This is a genomic window from Desulfovibrio piger, from assembly GCF_012843875.1.
Classification (GTDB): domain Bacteria; phylum Desulfobacterota; class Desulfovibrionia; order Desulfovibrionales; family Desulfovibrionaceae; genus Desulfovibrio.
Map to the genome: position 1 here is coordinate 17,382 of NZ_JABAFY010000026.1, position 21,193 is coordinate 38,574.

The window sequence follows — 21,193 nt, forward strand, 5'->3', positions numbered from 1 at the left end:
GACAGCAATCACGCAGTGTGCGCCGCTTCGGCGGCGCACACGCTTTCATATCCAGTGTAAGGAGGCTTTTCATGGCCGACATTACCGTTACCGAACATCTTCTGCTGCACCAAAAGCGCTCTCCCCAGGCTACCGGCCAGTTCACCGGTCTTTTGTATGACCTGATCCTGTCGGGGAAGACCATCTCCCGCCGGATCAACAAGGCCGGTCTGCTGGATATCCTCGGCGGCACGGGCGAGGTGAACGTCCAGGGCGAGAACGTGCAGAAGATGGACAGCATCGCCAATCGGATCCTGCTCTACCGCATGGAACGCTGCGGCGCCCTGTGCGCCATGGGCTCCGAGGAAGAGCCGGAGCTGGTGCGCGTGGGACCGGAATTTCCCCGCGGCGATTATATCCTGATCTTCGACCCTCTCGATGGTTCGTCCAATATCGACGTCAACATCAATGTGGGCACCATCTTCTCCATCCTGCGCCGTCCTGCGGGCAGCACCGGTGAAGTCTCCCTGGAAGAAGTCCTGCAGCCCGGCATCCAGCAGGTGGCCGCGGGCTATATCCTGTACGGCCCGTCCACCATGCTGGTGTTCAGTACCGGTCAGGGGGTGCATGGCTTCACACTGGACCCCGGCGTCGGGGAATTCCTGCTTTCCCATCCTGATATGCGCATCCCGGAGCAGGGGCACATCTATTCCGTCAATGAAGGCAACCGGAACAACTGGGACGAGCCCGCGCGTGAGGCCGTCGAATGGTTCCATACCTGCAAGAGCCCGGAAGGCAAGGATTATTCCGCCCGTTATGTGGGCTCGCTGGTGGCCGACTTCCACCGCACGCTGCTGTACGGCGGCATCTATCTGTATCCGCCGGACAAGAACAAGCCCAACGGCAAACTGCGCATGATGTGCGAAGCCGCCCCGCTGGCGTTCCTGGCCGAGCAGGCCGGCGGCAAGGCCAGCGACGGTCGTCGCCGTATCCTTGAGCGTCGCCCCGAGACCCTGCACGCCCGTACGCCCCTGTACATCGGTTCGGCCCGTGACGTGGAGGCTGTGGAGGCCATCTACGCCAAGTATCCGGACTAGTCCGAGTGGGAGAAGACCTTGCTGTGCCTCGGCATTGAAAGTTCCTGTGATGAGACCGCGCTGGCGGTGGTCCGGGACGGTGTCCTGCTGGATGCCGTCCTGGCCAGCCAGGCGGATATCCATGCCCTGTTCGGGGGCGTCGTCCCTGAACTGGCTTCCCGCGAGCATTACCGCTATCTGGGGACGCTGTTCGACCAGCTCATGCAGCGCCTTGACCTGCGTCCGTCCGATCTGGATGTGGTGGCTGTCTCCCGGGGGCCCGGCCTGCTGGGCAGCCTGCTGGTAGGCGTTGCCTTTGCCAAGGCACTGGCGCTGGGGTGCGGGGCCCGCTTTTTGGGGGTCAATCACCTGCATGCGCATCTGCTGGCCGCAGGGCTGGAGAACGAACTGCGCTTCCCCGCGCTGGGATTGCTGGTCTCCGGCGGGCATACGCATATCTATCGCATGGAATCGCCTTCCCGCTGCATCGTCTTGGGCAAGACGCTGGATGACGCGGCAGGTGAGGCCTTTGATAAGGTCGGAAAGATCCTGGGGCTGGCCTATCCCGGCGGCAAACTGATGGATGCCCTGGCCCGGCAGGGCAGGGCGGATGCCCGTCTGTTCCCGCGCCCGTATCTGGACAACGACAATCTGGATTTCAGCTTCAGCGGCCTGAAGACCGCCGTGACCAGCTATGTGCACCAGGTGCTGCCTGATCAGCCCTGGCCGCATCCCTTGCAGGATACGGCAGATGCCCCCCAGGCTTTGAAGGACTGCTGCGCCTCTTTCAATCTGGCCGTGGTGGAGACCATCGCCACCAAGGTGGAGCGGGCGCTTGCCGCCAACCCCGATCTGGATCTGCTGATCATGGCCGGAGGCGTTGCCGCCAACAGTCTGCTGCGTGAGCGTATGGCACAGCTGATGGAAAAACGGGGCGGCCATACCATCATGCCCGGCCGTGCCCTGTGCACGGACAACGCCGCCATGGTGGCCTATGCCTCCTGGCTCATCGCCAGGGAAGGCTGGCAGCATGATCTGCGCATGGAGACCATCCCGCGGGGCAAGGCGATCCCGGACGATATGTTTTTTCGGGAACTCTAGATATTTGTCACCGTTTTTGTGTCACCGTCTTGACAGTGGCGGTTGAGGCAACTAATCTTTTGGCAGCCGTGGCAGCTCATCTGCGATGGCGGGATCCGTCCGCCTGTGACGGGAATTTGCTTATTTTCTAAGGAGAGACACTATGGCCGAACAGATTTCTGATGCCACTTTCGATAGCGTTGTCCTGAATTCCGATATCCCTGTCCTGCTGGACTTCTGGGCCCCTTGGTGCGGTCCCTGCCGCGCTGTGGGCCCCATCATCGATGAACTGGCTGCCGAGTACGAAGGCAAGGTCCGCATCGTCAAGATGAACGTTGACGAAAACCCGGCGACGCCCACCAAATTCGGTATCCGCGCCATCCCGACCCTGATGCTGTTCAAGAATGGCCAGGCCATCGACCAGGTGACCGGTGCCGTCAACAAGGACGCCATCGTCAACATCCTGCAGACCAAGGCCCTGGCATGAGCTCCTTCGATGCTGCAGTCATAGGCAGTGGCCCTGCCGGGGTGACGGCGGCGCTGTATCTCGTCCGTTCCGGCTGCTCCGTCATCCTTTTTGAGAAGATGGCAGCCGGAGGACAGATCCTGCAGACCGAAGCTCTGGAGAACTACCCCGGGTATCCCAAGGGTATCAAGGGCTACGAGCTGGCCGACCTGTTTGCCGCCCATCTGGAAGGCTTGCCGGTGACGCATAGCCGGGATGCTGTGGAAAGCGTCAGCGGCGAGGCCGGCAATTTTGTCGTGCAGGCCGGTGGCAAGGAGCACAGCTGCCGGACGGTCATCGTGTGTTCCGGCGCCCATCATCGCGAGCTGGGGCTTGCTGATGAAAAGCGTCTGCAGGGTCGTGGGGTCTCGTATTGCGCCCTGTGCGACGGCAACTTCTTCCGCAATGCGCCGGTCGCCGTCGTCGGCGGCGGCAATGCTGCGCTGGAAGAATCCCTTTATCTGGCCAAGCTGGCTTCCAAAGTCTATCTGATCCATCGCCGTGACGAGTTCCGCGGGGCGAAGATCTATCAGGACAAGCTGGAATCCATGCCGGACAAGGTGGAGCTGGTGCGCAGCAGCGTCGTGACCGCCCTCCATGGAGAAAACGCCCTGACATCCCTGAGCGTCAGGGATCTGAAGACGGACGAGATCCGTCAGATCTCCGTCGAAGGGCTGTTCATCTATGTCGGTTTCGAGCCGGCAACGGCGTACCTGCCCGCCGCGCTGGAACGTGATGCCCAGGGCTTCATTGTGACGGATACGGAAATGCGGACCAGCATCCCCGGCATTTTTGCCGCCGGTGACGTGCGTTCGAAACTGTGCCGTCAGGTCATAACTGCCGCCGGTGACGGTGCAACTGCTGCGCAGGCAGCTTTCGTCTTCCTGGAACAGCTCCATGTTTAAAAACTATCTTCGCTCTCTGACTCTGGCTTTGGCCATCTTTTCGCTGTCTGGCTGCGGCATCATCGATATGATCTACCTGCCTCCGGCCGAGGATACAGCGCAGGAGATATTCGAAGCCGGCAATGACGCCATGAGCGAAAAGAACTATGTGCGCGCGGTCGAACTGTACAACAAGCTGCGGGATACCTATCCCTTCAGCCCCTATACGGTCGACGCGGAGCTGGCCCTGGCCGATGCCTATTACCTCGATGAGGAATATGTGCTGGCTGCGGAAACATACAAGGATTTCGAGTCGCTGCACCCGCGGCATGATGCGACCCCCTACGTCATCTATCAGACGGGCATGTCGCTCATGAAGCAGTTCCGGTCCATCGACCGGGCAACGACGATCCTGCAGGAAGCCCACGAATACTTCGCACGGCTGCAGCAGGTCTATCCTGACTCTCCCTATGCCAAGGATGCCGGGGAAAAGATGCACACCTGCCGTCGCCTGATGGCCGAGCATGAACTCTATATCGCCGACGTGTTCTGGCATATGGAAAAGTATGGTCCTGCCTGGCGGCGCTATGAATATGTGAGCGAGAACTTCCCGGATGTTCCTGAAGTAGCCTCGCATGCCAAGGAAAAGTCCCTGGCGGCGTACCACTACTACAAGGAAGAGCAAGGCCGCCTGACCCGCGAAAAGCGGCAGGGCAGCTGGCGAAACTGGTTCACCTGGCTGTAAGAACAAAAAAGCCCCGTTCGGGGCTTTTTTGTTCTGCAGGGAAAATGACTTCCACTCCCGCTTTCCGGGATGTGCACCGGTACTAAGGGAACCGGCGCATGACTGTGCTGCAGAGGCTTCCGGTCTGGCTTGGGGACGCTCTGCCGCATGAAGACAAGGATGGAATGACGATGAACGAGGAACACAGTCAGGCCAAGAACAGGGCTGCCTTGGTATCCCTGCTGGCGGCCTGCCTGCTTACGGCCATCAAGCTGGTTGTGGGTATCTATACAAACAGCCTGGGGATCCTTTCCGAGGCATTGCACAGCGGGCTTGACCTGCTGGCGGCGGCCATGACCCTGTATGCCGTCCGGCTCTCTTCCCGTCCTGCGGATGCCCGGCATCCTTATGGGCATGGCAAAGTCGAGAACCTGTCGGCACTGGGCGAGACAGTGCTGCTGTTCGTTATCTGCGTCTGGGTCGTCTATGAAGGCGCAGGCCGTCTGCTCTCGGGCGATACGCCGGTGGCCCCTTCCATCTGGGGCATCATCGTGATGGGTATTTCCATCGTGATCGACGTGAACCGGGTGCGGGTGCTGAAAAAAGTCGCCAAGGAGACACGGAGCCAGGCGCTGGAAGCCGACGCCCTGCATTTTTCGACAGACATCCTGTCTTCTGCTGTCGTCCTCGTGGGGGTGGGGGCCGTCTGGCTGGCCGCCAAGCTGCAGCTGCCTGAACCGGTACAAAAGGTCCTGGTGCAGGCGGATACCGTTGCCGCCCTCCTGGTGGCCCTGATCATTTTCCGGGCCAGCCTCCATATGGCCCGGGAAGCCATCAATATGCTCATGGACAGCGGTTCTACGGAAGAACAGCAGTCCATCTGTGAGGCAGTGAAGCATCTGCCGGGCGTCCAGGACGTGCAGCGTGTGCGTTTGCGTTCCAGCGGTCCGCATTATTTTGTGGATCTGACCGTGGGGGTCGACCCGGCCATACGCGTCAGTGAAGGGCACAAGATCGCCCACGATGCCGAACTGGCTGTGGATGCCATCTTGCCCGGCGCGGATGTCACGGTCCACGTGGAGCCTGTGCGTTCCGGCCAGAAGGAAGATCCCTTTACTGTGGTGCAGCGGGTGGCCTCCATCCAGGGGCTGGCCGTCCATGATGTCCAGATCCTGCGCAGCGGGGCGGGGACGCTTGTGGAGGTCCATGTGGAAGTGCCGGGACAGGAAGCGTTCTGCGAGGCCCACAAGCGGGTCCGTGCCTTTGAAGAGGCGTTGCATTCTGCCCTGCCGCAGGCCGGGATCGTCACCCACATCGACCCTGAAGAGCGGGGAGACGTCCAGGAAGAAGCTGCTCCTGCCCAGACAGCCGTGGCAGAGCTGGCCTGGAAGGAAGTAGAGCAGGCCGTTGGTCGCGAGCCCCTGCTGTGCTGTGCCCACGGCTACCATGCCTACACCTTGCCGGTGTACGGCTTGTGCATCTCCTTCCACTGCTGTGTCCGGCATGAGCTGAGTGTGGAAGAAGCCCATCAGCTGACGGTCCGTCTGGAAAAAGAGCTGCGCGAACGCCTGCCGCTGCTGGGGCGCATACTCATCCATCTGGAGCCGCCCAGGACGGAATCCGCTCCGCTGGGCAAGTAACGAGCAAAAAGAAAAGAGGCAGGAAGATGCATGAACATTCTCCTGCCTCTTTTTAGTAAGGCTCTCTGTGTCGTCCCGTTCAGGAAAAGTGCCTCTGCTTGGGACGGAGGCCTTTCACGAGAGGATGGGGCCTGAGGGAAAAGCGTCCTTTTCGCGCCAAAGGGAGGCTTTGGACCTCAAAGGGCCTCTAGGCCTTTTCTTCCGTTCCGGCGGTCGTCCGGGCAAGAGCTTCGGCCAGCGATGCCGTCACGGGCTGGGCGGGCTCTTCCTCAAGGATGACCGGCGCGCAGCCCGAAGCTTCGATAAGGCGCTGCCACAGGGCATCCATGCCCATGCGCTTGCTGGAAGAGGTGATGACCGGTTTGACGCCGACGATCTCGCCCCATTCCGCCTGGCGTGCCGCACGTTCCCGCTGGTTGCACTTGTCGGCCTTGGTCAGGATGGGCAGCAGGGGAAGCCCGCAGGAACGGGCGAAGCCGGCAAGCTCCAGATCCAGTTTCTGGGGAGGCAGGCGGCTGTCCAGCAGCAAGGCCAGGGCGCGCAGGTCCTTGCAGGTAGAAAGATATTTTTCCAGCAGGGTCGCCCAGCTGCGGCGCTCACTGTGGCTGGCCCGGGCATAGCCGTAGCCCGGCAGGTCTACCAGAAAAAAGTTGTGGGGCTGCACCCGGTAAAAATTGATGGAGCGCGTCTTGCCCGGTGTGGCGCTGACCTTGGCGAGCTTTTTGCGCACGGCCAGAGCGTTGATGAGCGAGGACTTGCCCACGTTGGAACGGCCGGCCAGGGCCACCTGGGCTTCCGGGACATCCAGGAGTTGCTGGAGGGTGTAGACGGTGCTTTCTAGGGTAAGCGTCGGCATGGTGTGGACCTCAGGCACAGCTTGACAGTAAGGGGTATTTTCACAATAATCCGCAATTCACTAAGCGTATACTAGCCGTAGCGCGTTTTTTTTGCAAATGGCCGGAAAAAGGCCACGTGCACGGCAGCAGGAGGAAGAATGTATTCGACGACTGATTTTCGCAAGGGCCTCAAGATCGAGGTGGAAGGCATCCCCTACGAAATTGTTGACTTCCAGCACTTCAAGCCCGGCAAGGGTGGTGCCATGGTCCGCACCAAGCTGCGCAACATCCTGACGGGACGCATCCAGGACATCACCTTCCGTTCCGGCGAAAAGGTGGGCAAGCCCGACATGGAGACCCGCGACATGCAGTTCCTGTATCGCCAGGACGACGAGCTGATCTTCATGGATATGACCACCTACGAACAGCTCCAGGTCTCCACCTCCACCACCAGCGGCAAGGAAGGCTTCCTCAAGGACGGTCAGGAATGCCGCGTGCTGCTGTACAAGGGCAATCCCCTGGATATCGACATTCCGCTGAGCCTGGTACTCGAAGTGGTGGAGACCGAACCCGGCGCCAAGGGCGACACCGTGAGCAACGTGACCAAGCCCGCCAAGCTGGAGACCGGTATCGTGGTGCAGGTGCCCATCTTCGTGAACGAAGGTGACCGCATCAAGGTCGATACCCGTACCAAGGAATACCTGGGCCGCGAATAGGCCTTTTTGCAAGATACGCGAGGGTAGACATACGGACGCACGCAAGTTCAGCCGCGAACTTTTTGGGCTTTTCCTGCTTTTCTGGTCACTGCTGATGCTGCTCAGTGTGGTGACTTTCAGCGCCAATGACCCCAGCCTCAACCATGTGGTCAGCAGGCAGGCTGAAGTCAGCAACCAGGCGGGACTTTTTGGTGCCTATACTGCCGGCTTCCTCAATGATGTTTTTGGCATAGGCGCCTATATCTGGCCTCTGGTCTTCGGGGCCCTGGGCGCGTCCTGTGTCTCCCCCGCGTATACCATCAGCTGGTGGCGCTGGTGCGGCCTTTTTTTGCTCACCATCTGCCTGCTGGTCGTGGGGGCCGCATGGGATCTGTCCCTTGGCGATATCGCCGGTGGCGGGATGATCGGCGGCACCCTGCACTCCAATTCCAGCTATTATCTGAGCCCCGGGGGCTCGGGGCTGGTCTGGTTCTTCATTTTTCTGGTCGGCGTCCAGCTGACCTTCAACTTCTCCTGGGTCTCCGTAGGGGCGCTGTGCGTGGCCCGCATCCGCGAGCGCATCCTGCAGAAAAAACAGGAAGAAGAGCACAAGCCCGAGATCGTCACTCACGGTCAGGAGCTTGCCTCCCTGCCTTTCCATAAGCGCATCCTCGCCGGTCTGAAACAGAAGACGCCGGGCAAGGGATCCGATTTCTGGCGGGCCCTGCGCGACAAGCTGGGCAATATCCGTCCGGCCAAGGACCCCATGCCGGAGATCTATCCTGTGGAGCCCGAGGAGGTCGCCCAGCCTGCTGCGTCTGCCGCTCCCGTCAGGGAGCAGGCGCCGGTTGCCGTGCCCGTCTCCGGGCCTGATGACGATGATGACTTTTTTGCGCCGGCGGCTCCCCGTCCGGTCATCATAGAGACGCCTTCCGTCGTCCCGGCTGCTGAGGATGACTCCGCCGCCGGTGACATTGCCGTGGAAGAGGCTTTGGCGCAGGAAAGCTGCGGGCAGGATGCTGCCACGTCCGCCTCTGCCGAACCGGCTTCTGCAAAGCAGGACGCCGCCGCAGCCCCCAAGGCCGCTCCTGCAGCATCTGTTCCCCGGCCGACGGCGCCTGCCCCGCAGGAAAAGCGCCCTCGCGCGCCCATTCCTTTGCCCAGTCTCGATTTGCTGAGCCTGCCCTCCAAGGATGCCCCCCGTGTGCGTCGTGAGGATCTGGAAGCCCGCGGCAAGGCACTGATGGAATGCCTGAAGGATTTCGATATCCAGAGCGAGCTCGTCCGCATCACGCCCGGGCCTGTGGTCACCATGTACGAGGTGCGCCCGGCTCCCGGTATCCGCGTCAACCGCATCGCCAATCTCAGCGACGATCTGGCCCTGGCCCTCAAGGCCATCGCCGTGCGCATCCAGGCCCCGATCCCCGGATCGGATACCGTGGGTATCGAGATCCCCAATGATGACAGGGAGATAGTCAATTTTAGAGAGCTGGCCTCGTCGGAAGATTTCCGCAAGGGTTGCGGGCCCCTGACCATGATCTTGGGCAAGGACATCGCCGGTCGTCCCTTTATGGCGGACCTGACCAGGATGCCGCACCTGCTGGTGGCTGGTGCCACCGGTGCGGGCAAGAGCGTCTGCCTCAATGGTATCCTGCTCAGCCTGCTGTATCGTACGCAGCCTGAAGAGATGCGTCTGCTCCTGGTGGACCCCAAGCGCATCGAAATGGCCATGTACGCCGATGAGCCGCACCTGATCCATCCGGTGGTGACGGAGATGAGCGAGGCCAAGAACGCTCTCGACTGGGCCGTGCATGAGATGGACCAGCGCTATGAGGCCATGGCCCGCATGGGCGTACGCAACGTGGCTTCCTACAATCAGCGCCTGGCCAGCTACAACGGTCAGCTCCCGCCGGATCTGGCCGATCTGGAGCCCTTGCCCTATCTGGTCATCGTCATCGACGAACTGGCCGACCTGATGATGACGGCTGCCCGCGAGGTGGAGACCAGCATCGTGCGTCTGGCCCAGCTGGCCCGTGCCGCGGGCATCCACATGATCCTGGCCACCCAGCGTCCCAGCGTGGACGTGGTGACCGGTCTGATCAAGGCCAACTTCCCCTGCCGCATCTCGTTCCAGGTCACGTCGCGGCATGATTCGCGCACCATTCTGGACCAGGCCGGTGCCGAGCATCTGCTGGGCCGCGGCGACATGCTGTTCAAGCCCAGCGGCGGTCGCTTGCAGCGTTTGCACGGCCCCTTCCTGAGCGATGAGGAAGTGCAGAACGTCGTCGGCTACTGGAAGCACCATCTCGTGCCCAGCTACAAGGTCAGCTTTGCGGACTGGAACGCTGACGGCGCGGCCGGTGGCAGCGGTGGCGGCAGCGGCGCAGGGGATGTGGCTTCGGATCCCCTGTACGCGGAGGTCCAGGCTTTTGTGACCGAACAGGGCAGGGTGTCCATTTCCCTGATCCAGCGACGCTTCAAGATCGGCTTCAACAGGGCCGCCAATATGGTGGAACAGCTGGAGGCCGACGGTATCATTGGCCCTGCTGACGGCAGCAAGCCGCGAGCCGTGGTCAAATAGGAGGTAACAATGCGCATGATCAAATCTCTGGTGCTTGGTGCCGTATCCCTGCTGGCGCTTGCCTCATGGGCGCAGGCCGCCGATCTCGTGGGAGATCTCAAACAGCGTTATGACACCTTGCAGTCTTTTTCCGCCGAGTTCGAACAAAAGCTCACCCATAAGGAAAGCGGGGCTGTAGAGACCCGTTACGGGACCCTGCACTTCAAAAAGCCCCTGCTCATCCGCTGGGAGACGAAGAAGCCCATCAAGGAGACCCTTGTGGTCACGGGCAAGGAGATCTGGGATTACATCCCGGAAGAGGAAGTGGCCTACCGCTATCCTCACGATCTGGTGCAGGATTCCCGCAGCATCATCCAGGTGCTGACCGGCCAGGCCGCGTTGAGCAAGGATTTTGACATCAAGGAAGAAGGTTCGGAGAACGGGATGCGGAAGATCCGCCTGTACCCCAAGGACCCGACGCCCCAGATGGTCGAAGCCCTGATCTGGGTGGATGCCCAGACCTTTATCCGTCGCGTGGATCTGGTGGACTTTTACGGTAACCATAACGACGTGAATTTCACCAAGTTCATTCCGGACGTCATGCTGGGAAGCAGCACCTTCCAGTTCACGCCGCCCAAGGGCGTCGACGTGGAAGACCGCACGGATAAAGCCAAGGTGCAGGAGCGCGAGCTTTTCAAGTAGCGCCATCGTGCAAAGCAGATAAAAAAGGCCCCGTTTTGCGGGGCTTTTTTGTTGTTTCGTTTCCCTCGTACTGGTTGCAGGAAGGAACGGCCTCCTGATCCCGTCTGCACAGTGTGCGGGCCGTGCAGGCCTGATGCGTACCGGTGCATGAGTGCTGGGGACCGTTCTGGATTCTGGAGCATTCCGTGTGGACAGGTGCCGCGACAGCATGGACGGCTGGCCTGTACGGCTTCGTCGGGGAGGTCTGTATCCTGCCTTGACAAAGGCTGCGGAGCACGGGCATTATCCCCACGATGGGGCATTCTCTGATCCGGCGGACATGCGGTCCGCAGAGGGTGGACGCGCGCGACAGCCGGTGGTCAGGCTGTGCACGAAAGAGCATGCCCGGATTCACGACGAGGCCGTTTCGTCCGTATGCGGTACGCCGTGGCAAAGAGCAGACAAAGGAGTGTTCATATGTCCGCTGACTGGAGCAAGGGCGTTGAAGAACTGGTGCAGGCCTGGCAGAGCGATCCCCTGAATGCCCGCGCGGCCTTCCTGGCGTATCGTGACTATCTGGTGGGTCTGGAAAACGTTTCGCTGGAATTCAAGGCCCGTCCGGGCGTCAGCTATTCGCTGCGTGCGCGCAATGCCGCCCAGAAACGGCGCGAGCTGTTCGTCCTGGTGGACGTGGTGGATGACGAACCGGAAAGCCGCTGGCTGTCGGTCTGCTTCTATGCCGACATGATCCAGGATCCTGACGAGCTGGGCGACTATGTGCCGGCCGGTCTCATGGGCGAAGATGCCTGCTGCTTCAATCTGGATGAAGATGATGATGCCATGCGTGCCTACATCGCTGACCGCATCGCCGAAGCTGCCCGCAGCGCGGCGGAGGGCAAGGAGTAGCCCCGTATGACGACAGGCCGGTATGTGGCCCTTGATTTTGAAACTTCCGGCTATGCGGCCCACAGCGCGTGCGCTGTGGGCCTTTGCCGCATCGAGGATGGCGTGGTGACGGACAGCTTTTACAGCCTGATCCGTCCGCCGTCCTCCCGTGTTTTGTTCACCCATGTGCATGGCCTGACCTGGCCCATGCTGAAAGACGCCCCCACCTTCACGGAACTGTGGCCGCAGCTCGTGGCCTTCATGGAAGGCAGCCATGCCCTTCTGGCCCACAATGCCGGCTTCGACCGCAGGGTGCTGCATGCATCCTGTCAGGCTCTGGAGCTTGTGCAGCCGCAGCTGCCGTTTTTGTGTACGCTCAAGGGAGCGCGTCGCAGCCTGCCGCTGGCATCGCGGGCGCTGGACAGCGTCTGCGGCTACTTCGGTATCCCGCTGGATCATCATCATGCGGGGTCCGATGCCCGGGCCTGCGCGGAGATCTATTTGCGTCTGCGCGGCTTGGGCGTCACAGATGGTCAGATGAAATTGTAACGGCGGTCAGATAGCGCAGACAGGAGGCATCCCCCCGGATGACCTCCTTTTTTTATGGCTGAAGGTCGGCGAACGGGCACGGGCGGATGGGAGAAGCCGCACGACCGTATGGAGAAACGGAGGGCTGGGAGGGGATATGGATATCGTACATGTCCGTAGTCATAAGAAAGCCTGGTTGCCGCTCTTGCTTGTCGGGGATGAGAGCGAAGCCATGATAGACCGGTATCTGGAACGCGGGGAATTGTTCGTCCTTCATGACCCCGATGCCCGGGGGCTTTGCGTCGTGACCCGGGAAGGCGAGGGCGTGGCGGAGATCAAGAACCTGGCCGTGGCAGCCGCCTGGCGCAGACGCGGTTACGGCAGGGCGCTGATAGAATTTGTCTGTGCGCGATATGCCTCGTCCTGCCATAGTTTGCAGCTGGGGACAGGAGAAGTCCCATCGACGCTGGCATTTTACCGGGCCTGCGGTTTTGTGCCCTTTGACCGCATCCCTGACTTCTTTACCCGCAACTATCCCCAGCCCATTGTGGAAGAGGGCATACTCTTGCGTGATATGGTGTACCTGCGGCGCCGGCTGTCTGCCGGGGGATAGGGCAGGGAGCGGGGGATCGTATCAGGACGCAGCGTGCGTCATTTTTTTGAATGCTTATGTGGAGCCATTTTTTTGAGGTGATGTTTAATATATTGTAATCAATGATTATTCATGAATGGCATCCTCTTTGCTAGCTATATATGGATACAGCTATCCATGGGGGAAATTTGGCAGTGTCGGGCAGCATGCAGGAGCGTCACGGAGCGACAGGGCGTACACGACAGGCCGCGTTTGCAGCGGTCGGGTTCGTGTCTTTGCTTCTGGCCGTACTTCTTGGCTGGTTGTCCTTGCAGGGGGAAGGCGGGTGTAGCGGAGATAACGATGCAGCCGCCCTTCGCCATGAGCGGGAGACCTTGCTGGCCCGGCAGCTGGAACAGTTCTCCTGCATCCGTCAGGCGCGGGTGCAACTGGCTCCCCAAAGCTGGCAGTCCGGGGCGGTCATCGTCCTGGAGCCCGCGCGACCGGAAGCCATGCCGGATGCCGCAGCTCTGGACAGGATGCTGGATACCCTGGCCCTGATACCGGATGCCCCGGACAAACGCCATGTCCTCGTCTTCGATACGGAAGGACGGCGCCTGTATCCTGATCATGAGACAGACGAGACGGCCCGCCGGGAACAGGAAGTGGCGCTTGAGCGGCAGGCCCTGCGGGTCTTGCGGCCACTGCTGGAAGGCAACGGCAGGGCAGAAGTCCTCGTCAGTCTGGATGGGGCAGAAAAAGGCCGGACAACGGGACGTCGTACCATCTCGGTATTGCTGGAAGAAAATGCCGTCCTGGAAACAGTGCGCCCGTATCTTGAGAGCCTGCTGGGGCAGGCCTGTGCGCTGGAAGAGGGGAGGGGCGATGCCCTGCGGATCTGTTTCCTGCCTGCCAGACGGAATGCGGCTGCCCTGCGGGGGCTGGCCCTCACCTTTGCCGTGCTGGCTCTGGCCGGTATGGCTGCATTCTTCCGGGCACGTCGTCGGGCCTCTGGCCCATCTGCCGATCCCGAAGTCCGTTTTGAGGAAAAACTGCCGTGTGAGGCAGAAAGGGACAGCAAAGCGGCAGAGGATGCCGAGAGTCTGTGCCGGCAGCTGGAAACCTCTTTGCGCGAGCATCCCGGGCAGGGGGTGGCCCTGCTGCGGCACTGGCTGACACAGGAAGATACAACGCCGGAAGGGGCAGCAGGAGGGCGGGAGTCATGCAACTGACAGGCAGCCAGCGGTGTGCGGTCTTCCTTCTGGCCATGGGTGAAGACGTGGCTACGGACATGCTGGGCCGCATGCAACGGCAGGAAGTTGCCCGGATAACGGAAGCCATGGCCAGCCTGCCGCACGTCCCCGAAAGCGAAGTACGGGCCATCTTGCGGGAGGCCCGGATATTTCTTGAGACGCAGGCCGACGGCATCTGTGCGGACAGGGCCCTGGCCGGTCGCCTGCTGGCGCACTGTCTTGGCGAGCGCGAGGCGCGGGAGACCATGCGCGCCTGGGGCCCGGCGGAGTCGGCACGGCCGTTCGAATCTCTGGAGCGGATGCGCCCGGGGCAGCTCTATCAGCTGCTGCGGCAGGAACATCCCCAGACGCTGGCGCTGGTCCTTGGCCATCTTTCCGCTTCCCAGGCGGCGGGCCTGCTCATGCGCCTGCCGACGGAGATGCGCTCACTGCTGCTGGAGCATATCGGCGGGCTGGCCCCGGTGGATGCGGACATCCTGGATGAGGTGGACAGTGTGCTTGCCCGGCAGGCTGCGGAAAGATCCGTGCAGGACTGGCGTCCCGGCCTGCAGGTGGCAGCGGAGATCGTGGCGGCTGCGGGCAAGGATGCGGCCAGGGAGCTGCTGGCCGATCTGGAACGGCACGACTCCCGCCTGCCGTCGCTGCTGGGCAGGATGGTTCACTGTCCTGAAGACTGCTTGAAACTGGAGGACGGTCTGCTGGAAGAGGCACTGGAGGAAACGTCCGGTGAAGCTCTGGTCGGGGTCTTGGACACCTGCGGGCCTGCCGTGCGTGCGGCCCTGCTGGAGCATGTCCCGGAGGCACGGCGATCCGCCATCGAGCGGCGTCTCCGCGAGGGGGAGACATCTCCGGGGCAGTCTGCGACATATCGTGAAGATTTTTTGCGCCGTGTGCGTCATTTGCAGGCAGAACGCCTGCAGGCGGATCTGGATGCGGCAAAAGCCGCCGGACCGAGGACCGGATCATGAAAAACAGCCCGGAAGATCATCTTCCGGGCTGTTTTTTTCTCGATGTTCAGGCAACCTATTTGTCCAGGATCAGGGCATTGGCCTCGCAGCTGCGGTCACTGGCCAGCAGGCCGTTTTCCTGCAGATAGCGTTTGCCCTGGGCGGCAAAGTCGGCATGGCTGATCTCTTTGGGGATGCCGGGACAAAAATCCTTGGCCAGATGCAGGCTGACGGGGTCTTCTATATTGCCCCGGAAAAAAGGCCAGGCTTTGCAGATGGAAGGCTTGCCTTCATGGACGATGCAGCCTTTGCCTTCCCGGAAGAAGATGCAGTAGCCGTCTTCGCCCACGCGGATCTTGAGTTTGGTCCCCACATATTCCCCAAACTGGCGTATCACCTCTTCCTCTTCCATGCGGAGAGTGGCGCAGAGCCGCTTCAGGTCGGAGGGGCTGACGACGATACCGCCTTTCCCCTTGCAGCAATGGCCGCACATCTTACAGGAAAAGGCCTGGGTTTCTTGGCTCATTTCGATATCCTCAGGATTATTTTTGCAAAGTGAGCAGGCGGGCGTGTTCGAGCATGAGGCAGAGATCCTCCACCACCAGGATCTGTTCAGGCTCCAGCAGGGCACGCGCCTCGGCGGAGCGGATGCCCTCCTGCATCCAGAAGCAGAGGGGCTTCCAGGGCAGGGCCAGCACTTCCTGCGCATGGGCGGGGCAGTACTGGGGAGCACGGAAAAGGTCGATGATGTCCACCGGCTGGGGCAGGGACGCCAGATCGGGATAGGCCGTCAGGCCCCAGACGGTCTTGCGGACAGGGTGCACAGGAAAGATGGTATAGCCCTTGTCCAGCAGATAGCGGCCCACTCTGTCCACGGGCTGCCCGGCTTTGTCCTTGGCGCCTACGATGGCGATGCTGCGGGATCGCTGGAGTACGTCCCGGATGGCGGTAAACGAAAGCATCCTTGCCTCCATAAGGGATTGCCCCGACATAGCCGACGGGGGAAGACGACTATACGGGCTGACAGGGGCAAGTGCAAGCCTGGGCTCCGGCTTGATGAAAACTTGCGCCCTGTCGCGATATCAGGCCTGGTGGGGCTCCTGGGCGGTCGCTGTTGCAGGTGTCGCAGGAGCGGCACAAATGACCGGCTTGACGGCAAAGAGCTTGTCCGTTTTGCCGAACAGGTAGAGCAGATCCCCGGCTTCCATGACGAAGTCGGCAGGCGGGGAGGCCACTACCTCCTGTTCGCTGCGGGCCACGGCTACCACGGTCACGGCGTATTCCCGGCGCAGGTTGCTCTGGGCAAGGCTGAGGCCGCACAGGGGGGAACCTGCCTCCAGCCGCATGGTCTGCACTCCCATTTCGGGCAGACGGCTGGCAACGCTTTCCAGACTGTCCGCAGCACTGCTCATGCGCCGGATCATGCGGTAATTCTGCTGGCGCAGACGGGCGGAGAAGGCGTCGATATCCTGACGGGGCACCAGATACTGGGTCAGCACCTGGTTGAACACCTCGATGGAGGTCTCGAATTCCTCGGCGATGACCACATTGGCTCCCAGACGGCGCAGCGGGGCGACCTCGGTGATGAAGCGGGTGCGGGCCACGATGTAGAGGTCGGGGTTCATGCGCCGGGCCTCCAGGGTGATGGCGCGCACGGCCGCCGGGTCCGAGATGATGATGGCCAGGACACGGGCCGTGTAGACGCCCAGATGCTCAAGGATGACAGGCTGGGAGGCGTCCCCGTGCGAGATGGGCTCCTTGTTCTTGTAGCGGCTCACGGTCTCGGGGTTCATCTCCAGGATTGTGTAGGGGATGCCGGATTCCTTGGCCACCTGGGCCAGGTGCTTGCCGCTGATGCCGAAGCCCACGATGATGAGATGATCCTTGAGGGTGCTGGCCTTCTGCTGCTCTGCTTCCGGGCTGGAGGCTTTCTTGCCGCGTCCCCTGGTCAGCAGGGCGGCGGCGCGGGGGGCCAGATTGATGAGGAAGGGCGTGAGCATCATGGTGATGACGCTCAGGGCCAGGAAGGACTGGTAGCCGATGTCGTTGAGCAGACCGGCGGCCAGACCGGAGGCGGCCAGCACGAAGGAGAATTCACCGACCTGCGCGAGGCAGAGGGAGGTCTGGATGGCCGTACGCAGCGGGTAGCCCTGCACCAGGACGGCGGGCATGGTCAGCAGGCTCTTGATCAGGATGAACAGCAGGGTGTTGAACAGGATGGCCCAGATGTGCTGGAGGAAGAAGGAGAGATCCAGCATCATGCCCACGGAGATGAAGAACAGGCTCATGAAAACGTCACGGTAGGGCATGATGCCCGAGATGACGCTCATGCTGTACTGGGAACGGGCCAGCATCAGGCCCGCCAAAAAGGCGCCCAGCGAAAGGGAAAGGCCCAGGCTGTGGGTCAGCAGTGCCATGCCGAAACAGGTGCCCAGGGTCGAGAGGAAGAGCAGCTCGCGCGAGCGGGTGCGCATGACCGCTTCCATGAAGCGGTTGAGGCCCAGATGCGCGGCCAGCAGCACGGCCCCGAGGATGCCGCCCACCTTCAGCACCGACAGCAGCATGTCCAGGGGCGCCATATGGAACTGTCCGGACAGCAGGGGCACACAGAGCATCATGGGTGCGACCATGATGTCCTGAAAAACAAGGATGGCCAGAGAAAGACGCCCCGTCGGCGTGCTGGTGAGGCCTTTCTGCTGAAAAATCTGCAAGACGATGGCCGAAGAGGACAGGGCCACGAGACAGCCCCAGAAAATACCGCTGGGCAGGCTTGTCCCGTCCAGAAGGGCGGTGAGGCCGGCTATGGCCAGCACCGTCAGGCCGATCTGCAGGCTGCCCCCCAGGAACACGGGGCGTTTCAGACGGCTCAGGGCCTCGCCGGACAGCTCCATACCGATGGTGAACAGCAGCATGGCCACGCCCAGCTCCGCCACATCGCTGATGGACTGGCTGTCCACGATGCCCAGCAGGGAAGGCCCGCACAATACGCCGGTCAGCAAAAATCCTACAGTTGCCGTCAGCTTTATCTTGTTGCATACAAGGTTGACGACGATGGAAAGCAGGAAAATGATGACCAGTTCATCGAGCAGTTCAAAATGCATTTGTACCTCCGGGGCAGGTGCGAACCCGCACGGCATGCGCCGGTCCCGGACCGGTTGGGCATGCCGTTTGCAAGGGAACTATCATAAAAAAAGGCGGCCAAAGCCGCAAGGGAGTACCTATGGACTTGTTTGAAGCGATCAGGACCCGGCGCAGTATCCGTTCCTTCACCGACGAACCCGTCAGCCAGGAAGATATGGACCGCATGCTGGAGGCCGCCATGTGCGCTCCCAGCGCCAACAACCGCCAGCTCTGGCATTTTGTCGTGATCCGTGACCGCGAGATGCTGCGCAAGGTGGCGGAGGTCCATCCCTACGCCAAGATGGCGGCAGGCGCAGCCGCAGCCGTCATCATCTGCGCCGATCTGAACGAAGAGAAGACCCCCGGGTTCTGGGTCCAGGATTGCTCGGCGGCCACGCAGAACTTCATGCTGGCGGCGCGTGCCCTGAACATCGGCACGGTCTGGTGCGGTCTGCACCCCATCGAGGACAGGGCCCGGCCGTTCCGCGAGATCTTCCACATGCCGGAGAACATCCGTCCCCTGAGCCTGATCGTGCTTGGACATACGGATCAGGAATTCAAGGCTCAGGAACGCTTCCGCGCTGAACGTGTCCATAACGAAGACTGGTAAGCAGGCCTTTCGCGCACGCGTTTTTGTGTGTGATGCAATGAAAAAAGCCCGGCATGGCCGGGCTTTTTTCATTGCTGTTTGGAGGGGAGCGTTAGCAGACGCCCTGAGCGATCATGGCATCGGCCACCTTGCGGAAGCCGGCGATGTTGGCACCCAGCACCAGGTTGCCGGGCTGGCCGAATTCCTTGGCGGTCTCGGCAGCATTCTTGTAGATGTTGCCCATGATGTCCTTCAGCTTGCCGTCGACGGTCTCGAAGGTCCAGCTCTGCATGCCGGCGTTCTGCTGCATTTCCAGCTGGCTGGTGGCCACGCCGCCGGCGTTGGCAGCCTTGGCCGGGCCGTAGGCGATACCGGCTTCCAGGAAGGCGTGCACGGCTTCCAGGGTGGAGGGCATGTTGGCGCCTTCGGCCACGCACTTGCAGCCGTTGGCCAGCAGGGCCTTGGCGTCAGCCAGGTTCAGTTCGTTCTGGGTGGCGCAGGGGAAGGCGGCGAAGCAGGGCACGGACCACACGGCATTGCGGCCTTCGGGGTATTCGGCCACAGGGGTGTGCTTGGCGGTGGGCACCAGTTCGGCGTAGCGGGTCAGGGAAGCGCGTTCCACTTCCTTCACCTGCTTGAGCACGTCGACCTTGATGCCTTCGGGATCATAGATCATGCCGCGGGAGTCGGACACGGTGACGGGCTTGGCGCCCAGCTGGAGCAGCTTTTCGCAGCAGTAGGTGGCCACGTTGCCGGCACCGGAAACGGCGCAGACTTTACCTTCCAGGCTTTCGCCGCGGTCTTCCAGCATGTTCTGGGCAAAATACACGGCACCGTAGCCGGTGGCTTCCGTACGGGCCAAGGAACCGCCGAAGAGCAGGTTCTTGCCGGTCAGCACGCCTTCGTAGCTGCGGGTCAGGCGCTTGAACTGGCCGAACATGTAGCCCACTTCGCGGCCGCCCACGCCGATGTCACCGGCGGGCACGTCGATGGTGGCACCGATGTGACGGTGCAGTTCGGTCATGAAGGCCTGGCAGAAGCGCATGACTTCGGTCTCGGACTTGCCCTTGGGATCGAAGTCGGAACCGCCCTTGCCGCCGCCGATGGCCAGACCGGTCAGGGAGTTCTTGAAGATCTGTTCGAAGCCCAGGAACTTGAGGATGCCCAGGTTCACGCTGGGATGGAAGCGCAGGCCGCCCTTGTAGGGGCCGATGGCGGAGTTGTACTGCACGCGGTAGCCGCGGTTGACCTGGATCTCACCCTTGTCGTCCACCCATTCCACGCGGAAGCTGATGATGCGTTCGGGCTCGGTGATGCGCTCGAGGATCTTGTATTTTTCGTACTTGGCGTCTTTGTCCAGCAGGGGCTGGAGGGTCATCAGCACTTCTTCCACGGCCTGGAGGAAGACAGGTTCGCTGGCGTACTTCTGTTTCAGGCCTTCAATGACTCGTTGAGCGTAAGACATGGGTGCACTCCTCTGTGCTCTGTGTGCGCATAGCGCAAAAAACGTTGAATCCTGCCGTTAAAGGCAGGAATTTTTTTTACGCAGTTTCTCCGAGCCTTGCAATACGTTTTTCGGCGCTCAGTGGGAGTTTTCAGAGGGGCAGGCGTCGTGGCGGCGCATCCTTTTCAGATCGCGGAGGGGCGGTTCGCCAAAGAGGCGCTTGTACTCACGATTGAACTGGGTCGTGCTTTCGTAGCCTACAGCCAGCCCCGCGCTGCCCGCATCCATCTCGCCGGCCAGCATCAGACGCTGGGCCTCGTACAGGCGCAGCCGCTTGTGATACTGCAGCGGGCTCATGCCCGTGACCTCCTTGAAATGCCGGTGGAAGGTCGATGTGCCCATGTTGACCTGGCGGGCCAGCTGGCTCACCAGCAGAGGCTTGCGGTAGTTCTTGCGGAGCCAGTCCGTAGCCTGGGCGATGCTGTTGGCCTGGGTGCCGTGGGTATTGAGCTGACGCAGCCCGGCGCCCTGCGGCCGATGAGCAGCAGGTAGTGGATCTCGCGGATGACCAGCGGCGCAAGGATGGGTATCCGTTCCGGCGTATCCAGCAGGCGGGCCAGACGCAGGAAGGCATCCAGCAGTTCCGGGCTGGTCGTGCCCAAGATGACGCCGCTGTCCGGGCGGGCCGCAGGCGGGACGGCATCGGCCAGTTCCTTGACCATCTGGCCGGTCAGGCTCCTGTCCAGCTCCAGCGACATGGCCAGGAAGGGGTGGTCATGGCAGGCCTGGAGGACGCGGAAGGCGTTGGGCATGTCGACGCCCGTGACCAGGCACTGGCCCTCCCCGTAATGGATCTCCCGGTCCCCCAGCATGGCGATCTTTTCTCCTTGCACGATGATGGATGCCGAAGGCTTGCCGAGGCAGGTCGTGGTGGTGTGGCAGGTCTCGAGCCTGCGCGTGACCAGTCCGGGCACGGGGCTGTGGTACGTGCCCGTGCGGGGCATGTGCTGGAGCAGGATCTCCTTGATGCGGGCATTGATACGGAGCAGTTCAGCGTGCGGATCGAGCATGGGAACATCCTTAGAGGATGTCCGGCATGTTTTTTGATTTTAAAAGGTATGGTAATCTCGTCCCATGAAACAAACAGATTTTCGTGATGTGCCTGATGAGCTGTGGGAACGTATCGAGCCTCTCCT

At 61.5% G+C, this 21,193-nt stretch carries 22 protein-coding genes; 15 read left to right on the forward strand and 7 right to left on the reverse strand.

Going from position 1 to position 21,193, the window contains the following annotated elements:
* Window positions 1-71 precede the first annotated feature (71 nt).
* The 6 genes from fbp to HF854_RS07820 all read left to right on the forward strand — a co-directional run bounded on the left by fbp (window position 72) and on the right by HF854_RS07820 (window position 5,888).
* Window positions 72-1,076, forward strand: a complete 1,005-nt coding sequence (fbp, locus tag HF854_RS07795; RefSeq protein ID WP_168935783.1) for a class 1 fructose-bisphosphatase — start codon at window positions 72-74, stop codon at window positions 1,074-1,076.
* An 18-nt stretch (window positions 1,077-1,094) separates the two neighbouring features.
* Entirely contained in the window at window positions 1,095-2,156 is a 1,062-nt protein-coding gene (gene tsaD / locus HF854_RS07800) for a tRNA (adenosine(37)-N6)-threonylcarbamoyltransferase complex transferase subunit TsaD (protein WP_168935784.1), read from the forward strand.
* Between the two features lie 142 nt (window positions 2,157-2,298).
* On the forward strand, window positions 2,299-2,622 hold the full coding sequence (gene trxA / locus HF854_RS07805; protein WP_006005379.1) for a thioredoxin: 324 nt from the start codon (window positions 2,299-2,301) through the stop codon (window positions 2,620-2,622).
* Window positions 2,619-3,545 (forward strand): thioredoxin-disulfide reductase, encoded by a 927-nt coding sequence (gene trxB, locus HF854_RS07810; protein ID WP_168935785.1) that lies wholly within the window; start codon window positions 2,619-2,621, stop codon window positions 3,543-3,545. The genes trxA and trxB overlap by 4 nt, the downstream gene beginning before the upstream one ends.
* On the forward strand, window positions 3,538-4,269 hold the full coding sequence (locus tag HF854_RS07815; RefSeq protein WP_168935786.1) for an outer membrane protein assembly factor BamD: 732 nt from the start codon (window positions 3,538-3,540) through the stop codon (window positions 4,267-4,269). The genes trxB and HF854_RS07815 overlap by 8 nt, the downstream gene beginning before the upstream one ends.
* Window positions 4,270-4,439: 170 nt before the next feature.
* Window positions 4,440-5,888 carry a cation diffusion facilitator family transporter gene (locus tag HF854_RS07820; protein ID WP_168935787.1) on the forward strand — a complete coding sequence of 483 codons (1,449 nt, stop codon included), beginning with the start codon at window positions 4,440-4,442 and terminating at the stop codon, window positions 5,886-5,888.
* Between the two features lie 187 nt (window positions 5,889-6,075).
* Here HF854_RS07820 and yihA read toward each other — a convergent pair whose 3' ends face one another.
* Window positions 6,076-6,744, reverse strand: a complete 669-nt coding sequence (yihA, locus tag HF854_RS07825; RefSeq protein ID WP_168935788.1) for a ribosome biogenesis GTP-binding protein YihA/YsxC — start codon at window positions 6,742-6,744, stop codon at window positions 6,076-6,078.
* A gap of 138 nt (window positions 6,745-6,882) precedes the next feature.
* Here yihA and efp point away from each other — a divergent pair, with 138 nt between their 5' ends.
* The 8 genes from efp to HF854_RS07865 all read left to right on the forward strand — a co-directional run bounded on the left by efp (window position 6,883) and on the right by HF854_RS07865 (window position 14,865).
* A complete protein-coding gene (gene efp / locus HF854_RS07830; RefSeq protein WP_072333111.1) occupies window positions 6,883-7,440 on the forward strand; it encodes an elongation factor P in 558 nt (185 codons plus the stop codon).
* 94 nt (window positions 7,441-7,534) lie between these two features.
* Window positions 7,535-10,000 (forward strand): DNA translocase FtsK, encoded by a 2,466-nt coding sequence (locus HF854_RS07835; RefSeq protein WP_240937692.1) that lies wholly within the window; start codon window positions 7,535-7,537, stop codon window positions 9,998-10,000.
* A gap of 9 nt (window positions 10,001-10,009) precedes the next feature.
* The gene (gene lolA, locus HF854_RS07840; protein WP_168935789.1) at window positions 10,010-10,681 is read left to right on the forward strand and encodes an outer membrane lipoprotein periplasmic chaperone LolA; all 672 of its coding nucleotides are present in this window, start codon (window positions 10,010-10,012) and stop codon (window positions 10,679-10,681) included.
* 456 nt (window positions 10,682-11,137) lie between these two features.
* The gene (locus tag HF854_RS07845) at window positions 11,138-11,566 is read left to right on the forward strand and encodes a hypothetical protein (protein ID WP_168935790.1); all 429 of its coding nucleotides are present in this window, start codon (window positions 11,138-11,140) and stop codon (window positions 11,564-11,566) included.
* Between the two features lie 6 nt (window positions 11,567-11,572).
* Window positions 11,573-12,094 (forward strand): 3'-5' exonuclease, encoded by a 522-nt coding sequence (locus tag HF854_RS07850; RefSeq protein WP_168935791.1) that lies wholly within the window; start codon window positions 11,573-11,575, stop codon window positions 12,092-12,094.
* 136 nt (window positions 12,095-12,230) lie between these two features.
* Complete coding sequence (locus HF854_RS07855; RefSeq protein ID WP_168935792.1) at window positions 12,231-12,686, forward strand: GNAT family N-acetyltransferase; 456 nt, start codon at window positions 12,231-12,233, stop codon at window positions 12,684-12,686.
* Between the two features lie 248 nt (window positions 12,687-12,934).
* A complete protein-coding gene (locus tag HF854_RS07860; RefSeq protein ID WP_168935793.1) occupies window positions 12,935-13,876 on the forward strand; it encodes a hypothetical protein in 942 nt (313 codons plus the stop codon).
* Window positions 13,867-14,865: a hypothetical protein gene (locus HF854_RS07865; RefSeq protein WP_168935794.1), complete on the forward strand. Its 999-nt coding sequence runs from the start codon at window positions 13,867-13,869 to the stop codon at window positions 14,863-14,865. Before HF854_RS07860 ends, HF854_RS07865 begins: the two co-directional genes overlap by 10 nt.
* Window positions 14,866-14,920: 55 nt before the next feature.
* Here HF854_RS07865 and HF854_RS07870 read toward each other — a convergent pair whose 3' ends face one another.
* The 3 genes from HF854_RS07870 to HF854_RS07880 all read right to left on the reverse strand — a co-directional run bounded on the left by HF854_RS07870 (window position 14,921) and on the right by HF854_RS07880 (window position 17,945).
* Window positions 14,921-15,370 carry a YkgJ family cysteine cluster protein gene (locus tag HF854_RS07870; protein ID WP_168935795.1) on the reverse strand — a complete coding sequence of 150 codons (450 nt, stop codon included), beginning with the start codon at window positions 15,368-15,370 and terminating at the stop codon, window positions 14,921-14,923.
* 16 nt (window positions 15,371-15,386) lie between these two features.
* Entirely contained in the window at window positions 15,387-15,806 is a 420-nt protein-coding gene (locus HF854_RS07875) for a CoA-binding protein (RefSeq protein ID WP_168935796.1), read from the reverse strand.
* Window positions 15,807-15,926: 120 nt separating this feature from the next.
* Window positions 15,927-17,945 carry a monovalent cation:proton antiporter family protein gene (locus HF854_RS07880; protein ID WP_168935797.1) on the reverse strand — a complete coding sequence of 673 codons (2,019 nt, stop codon included), beginning with the start codon at window positions 17,943-17,945 and terminating at the stop codon, window positions 15,927-15,929.
* Window positions 17,946-18,064: 119 nt separating this feature from the next.
* Here HF854_RS07880 and HF854_RS07885 point away from each other — a divergent pair, with 119 nt between their 5' ends.
* On the forward strand, window positions 18,065-18,574 hold the full coding sequence (locus HF854_RS07885; protein WP_168935798.1) for a nitroreductase family protein: 510 nt from the start codon (window positions 18,065-18,067) through the stop codon (window positions 18,572-18,574).
* Window positions 18,575-18,665: 91 nt separating this feature from the next.
* Here HF854_RS07885 and gdhA read toward each other — a convergent pair whose 3' ends face one another.
* The 3 genes from gdhA to HF854_RS07895 all read right to left on the reverse strand — a co-directional run bounded on the left by gdhA (window position 18,666) and on the right by HF854_RS07895 (window position 21,067).
* Window positions 18,666-20,018: an NADP-specific glutamate dehydrogenase gene (gdhA, locus tag HF854_RS07890; protein ID WP_168935799.1), complete on the reverse strand. Its 1,353-nt coding sequence runs from the start codon at window positions 20,016-20,018 to the stop codon at window positions 18,666-18,668.
* 117 nt (window positions 20,019-20,135) lie between these two features.
* On the reverse strand, window positions 20,136-20,426 hold the full coding sequence (locus HF854_RS12715; protein WP_303934361.1) for a helix-turn-helix domain-containing protein: 291 nt from the start codon (window positions 20,424-20,426) through the stop codon (window positions 20,136-20,138).
* Complete coding sequence (locus tag HF854_RS07895) at window positions 20,423-21,067, reverse strand: AraC family transcriptional regulator (RefSeq protein ID WP_240937693.1); 645 nt, start codon at window positions 21,065-21,067, stop codon at window positions 20,423-20,425. Before HF854_RS07895 ends, HF854_RS12715 begins: the two co-directional genes overlap by 4 nt.
* Between the last annotated feature and the right edge of the window lie 126 nt (window positions 21,068-21,193).

Bases quoted from the DNA above. Each gene is read 5' to 3' on its own strand.
- gdhA (WP_168935799.1), bottom strand. From the start codon at position 20,018: ATGTCTTACGCTCAACGAGTCATTGAAGGCCTGAAACAGAAGTACGCC.
- HF854_RS07880 (WP_168935797.1), bottom strand. From the start codon at position 17,945: ATGCATTTTGAACTGCTCGATGAACTGGTCATCATTTTCCTGCTTTCC.
- lolA (WP_168935789.1), top strand. From the start codon at position 10,010: ATGCGCATGATCAAATCTCTGGTGCTTGGTGCCGTATCCCTGCTGGCG.
- HF854_RS07835 (WP_240937692.1), top strand. From the start codon at position 7,535: ATGCTGCTCAGTGTGGTGACTTTCAGCGCCAATGACCCCAGCCTCAAC.
- HF854_RS07820 (WP_168935787.1), top strand. From the start codon at position 4,440: ATGAACGAGGAACACAGTCAGGCCAAGAACAGGGCTGCCTTGGTATCC.
- HF854_RS07855 (WP_168935792.1), top strand. From the start codon at position 12,231: ATGGATATCGTACATGTCCGTAGTCATAAGAAAGCCTGGTTGCCGCTC.
- trxA (WP_006005379.1), top strand. From the start codon at position 2,299: ATGGCCGAACAGATTTCTGATGCCACTTTCGATAGCGTTGTCCTGAAT.
- HF854_RS07870 (WP_168935795.1), bottom strand. From the start codon at position 15,370: ATGAGCCAAGAAACCCAGGCCTTTTCCTGTAAGATGTGCGGCCATTGC.
- HF854_RS07895 (WP_240937693.1), bottom strand. From the start codon at position 21,067: ATGCTCGATCCGCACGCTGAACTGCTCCGTATCAATGCCCGCATCAAG.
- HF854_RS07865 (WP_168935794.1), top strand. From the start codon at position 13,867: ATGCAACTGACAGGCAGCCAGCGGTGTGCGGTCTTCCTTCTGGCCATG.
- yihA (WP_168935788.1), bottom strand. From the start codon at position 6,744: ATGCCGACGCTTACCCTAGAAAGCACCGTCTACACCCTCCAGCAACTC.
- HF854_RS07850 (WP_168935791.1), top strand. From the start codon at position 11,573: ATGACGACAGGCCGGTATGTGGCCCTTGATTTTGAAACTTCCGGCTAT.
- fbp (WP_168935783.1), top strand. From the start codon at position 72: ATGGCCGACATTACCGTTACCGAACATCTTCTGCTGCACCAAAAGCGC.
- efp (WP_072333111.1), top strand. From the start codon at position 6,883: ATGTATTCGACGACTGATTTTCGCAAGGGCCTCAAGATCGAGGTGGAA.
- HF854_RS07875 (WP_168935796.1), bottom strand. From the start codon at position 15,806: ATGCTTTCGTTTACCGCCATCCGGGACGTACTCCAGCGATCCCGCAGC.
- trxB (WP_168935785.1), top strand. From the start codon at position 2,619: ATGAGCTCCTTCGATGCTGCAGTCATAGGCAGTGGCCCTGCCGGGGTG.
- HF854_RS07845 (WP_168935790.1), top strand. From the start codon at position 11,138: ATGTCCGCTGACTGGAGCAAGGGCGTTGAAGAACTGGTGCAGGCCTGG.
- HF854_RS07815 (WP_168935786.1), top strand. From the start codon at position 3,538: ATGTTTAAAAACTATCTTCGCTCTCTGACTCTGGCTTTGGCCATCTTT.
- HF854_RS07885 (WP_168935798.1), top strand. From the start codon at position 18,065: ATGGACTTGTTTGAAGCGATCAGGACCCGGCGCAGTATCCGTTCCTTC.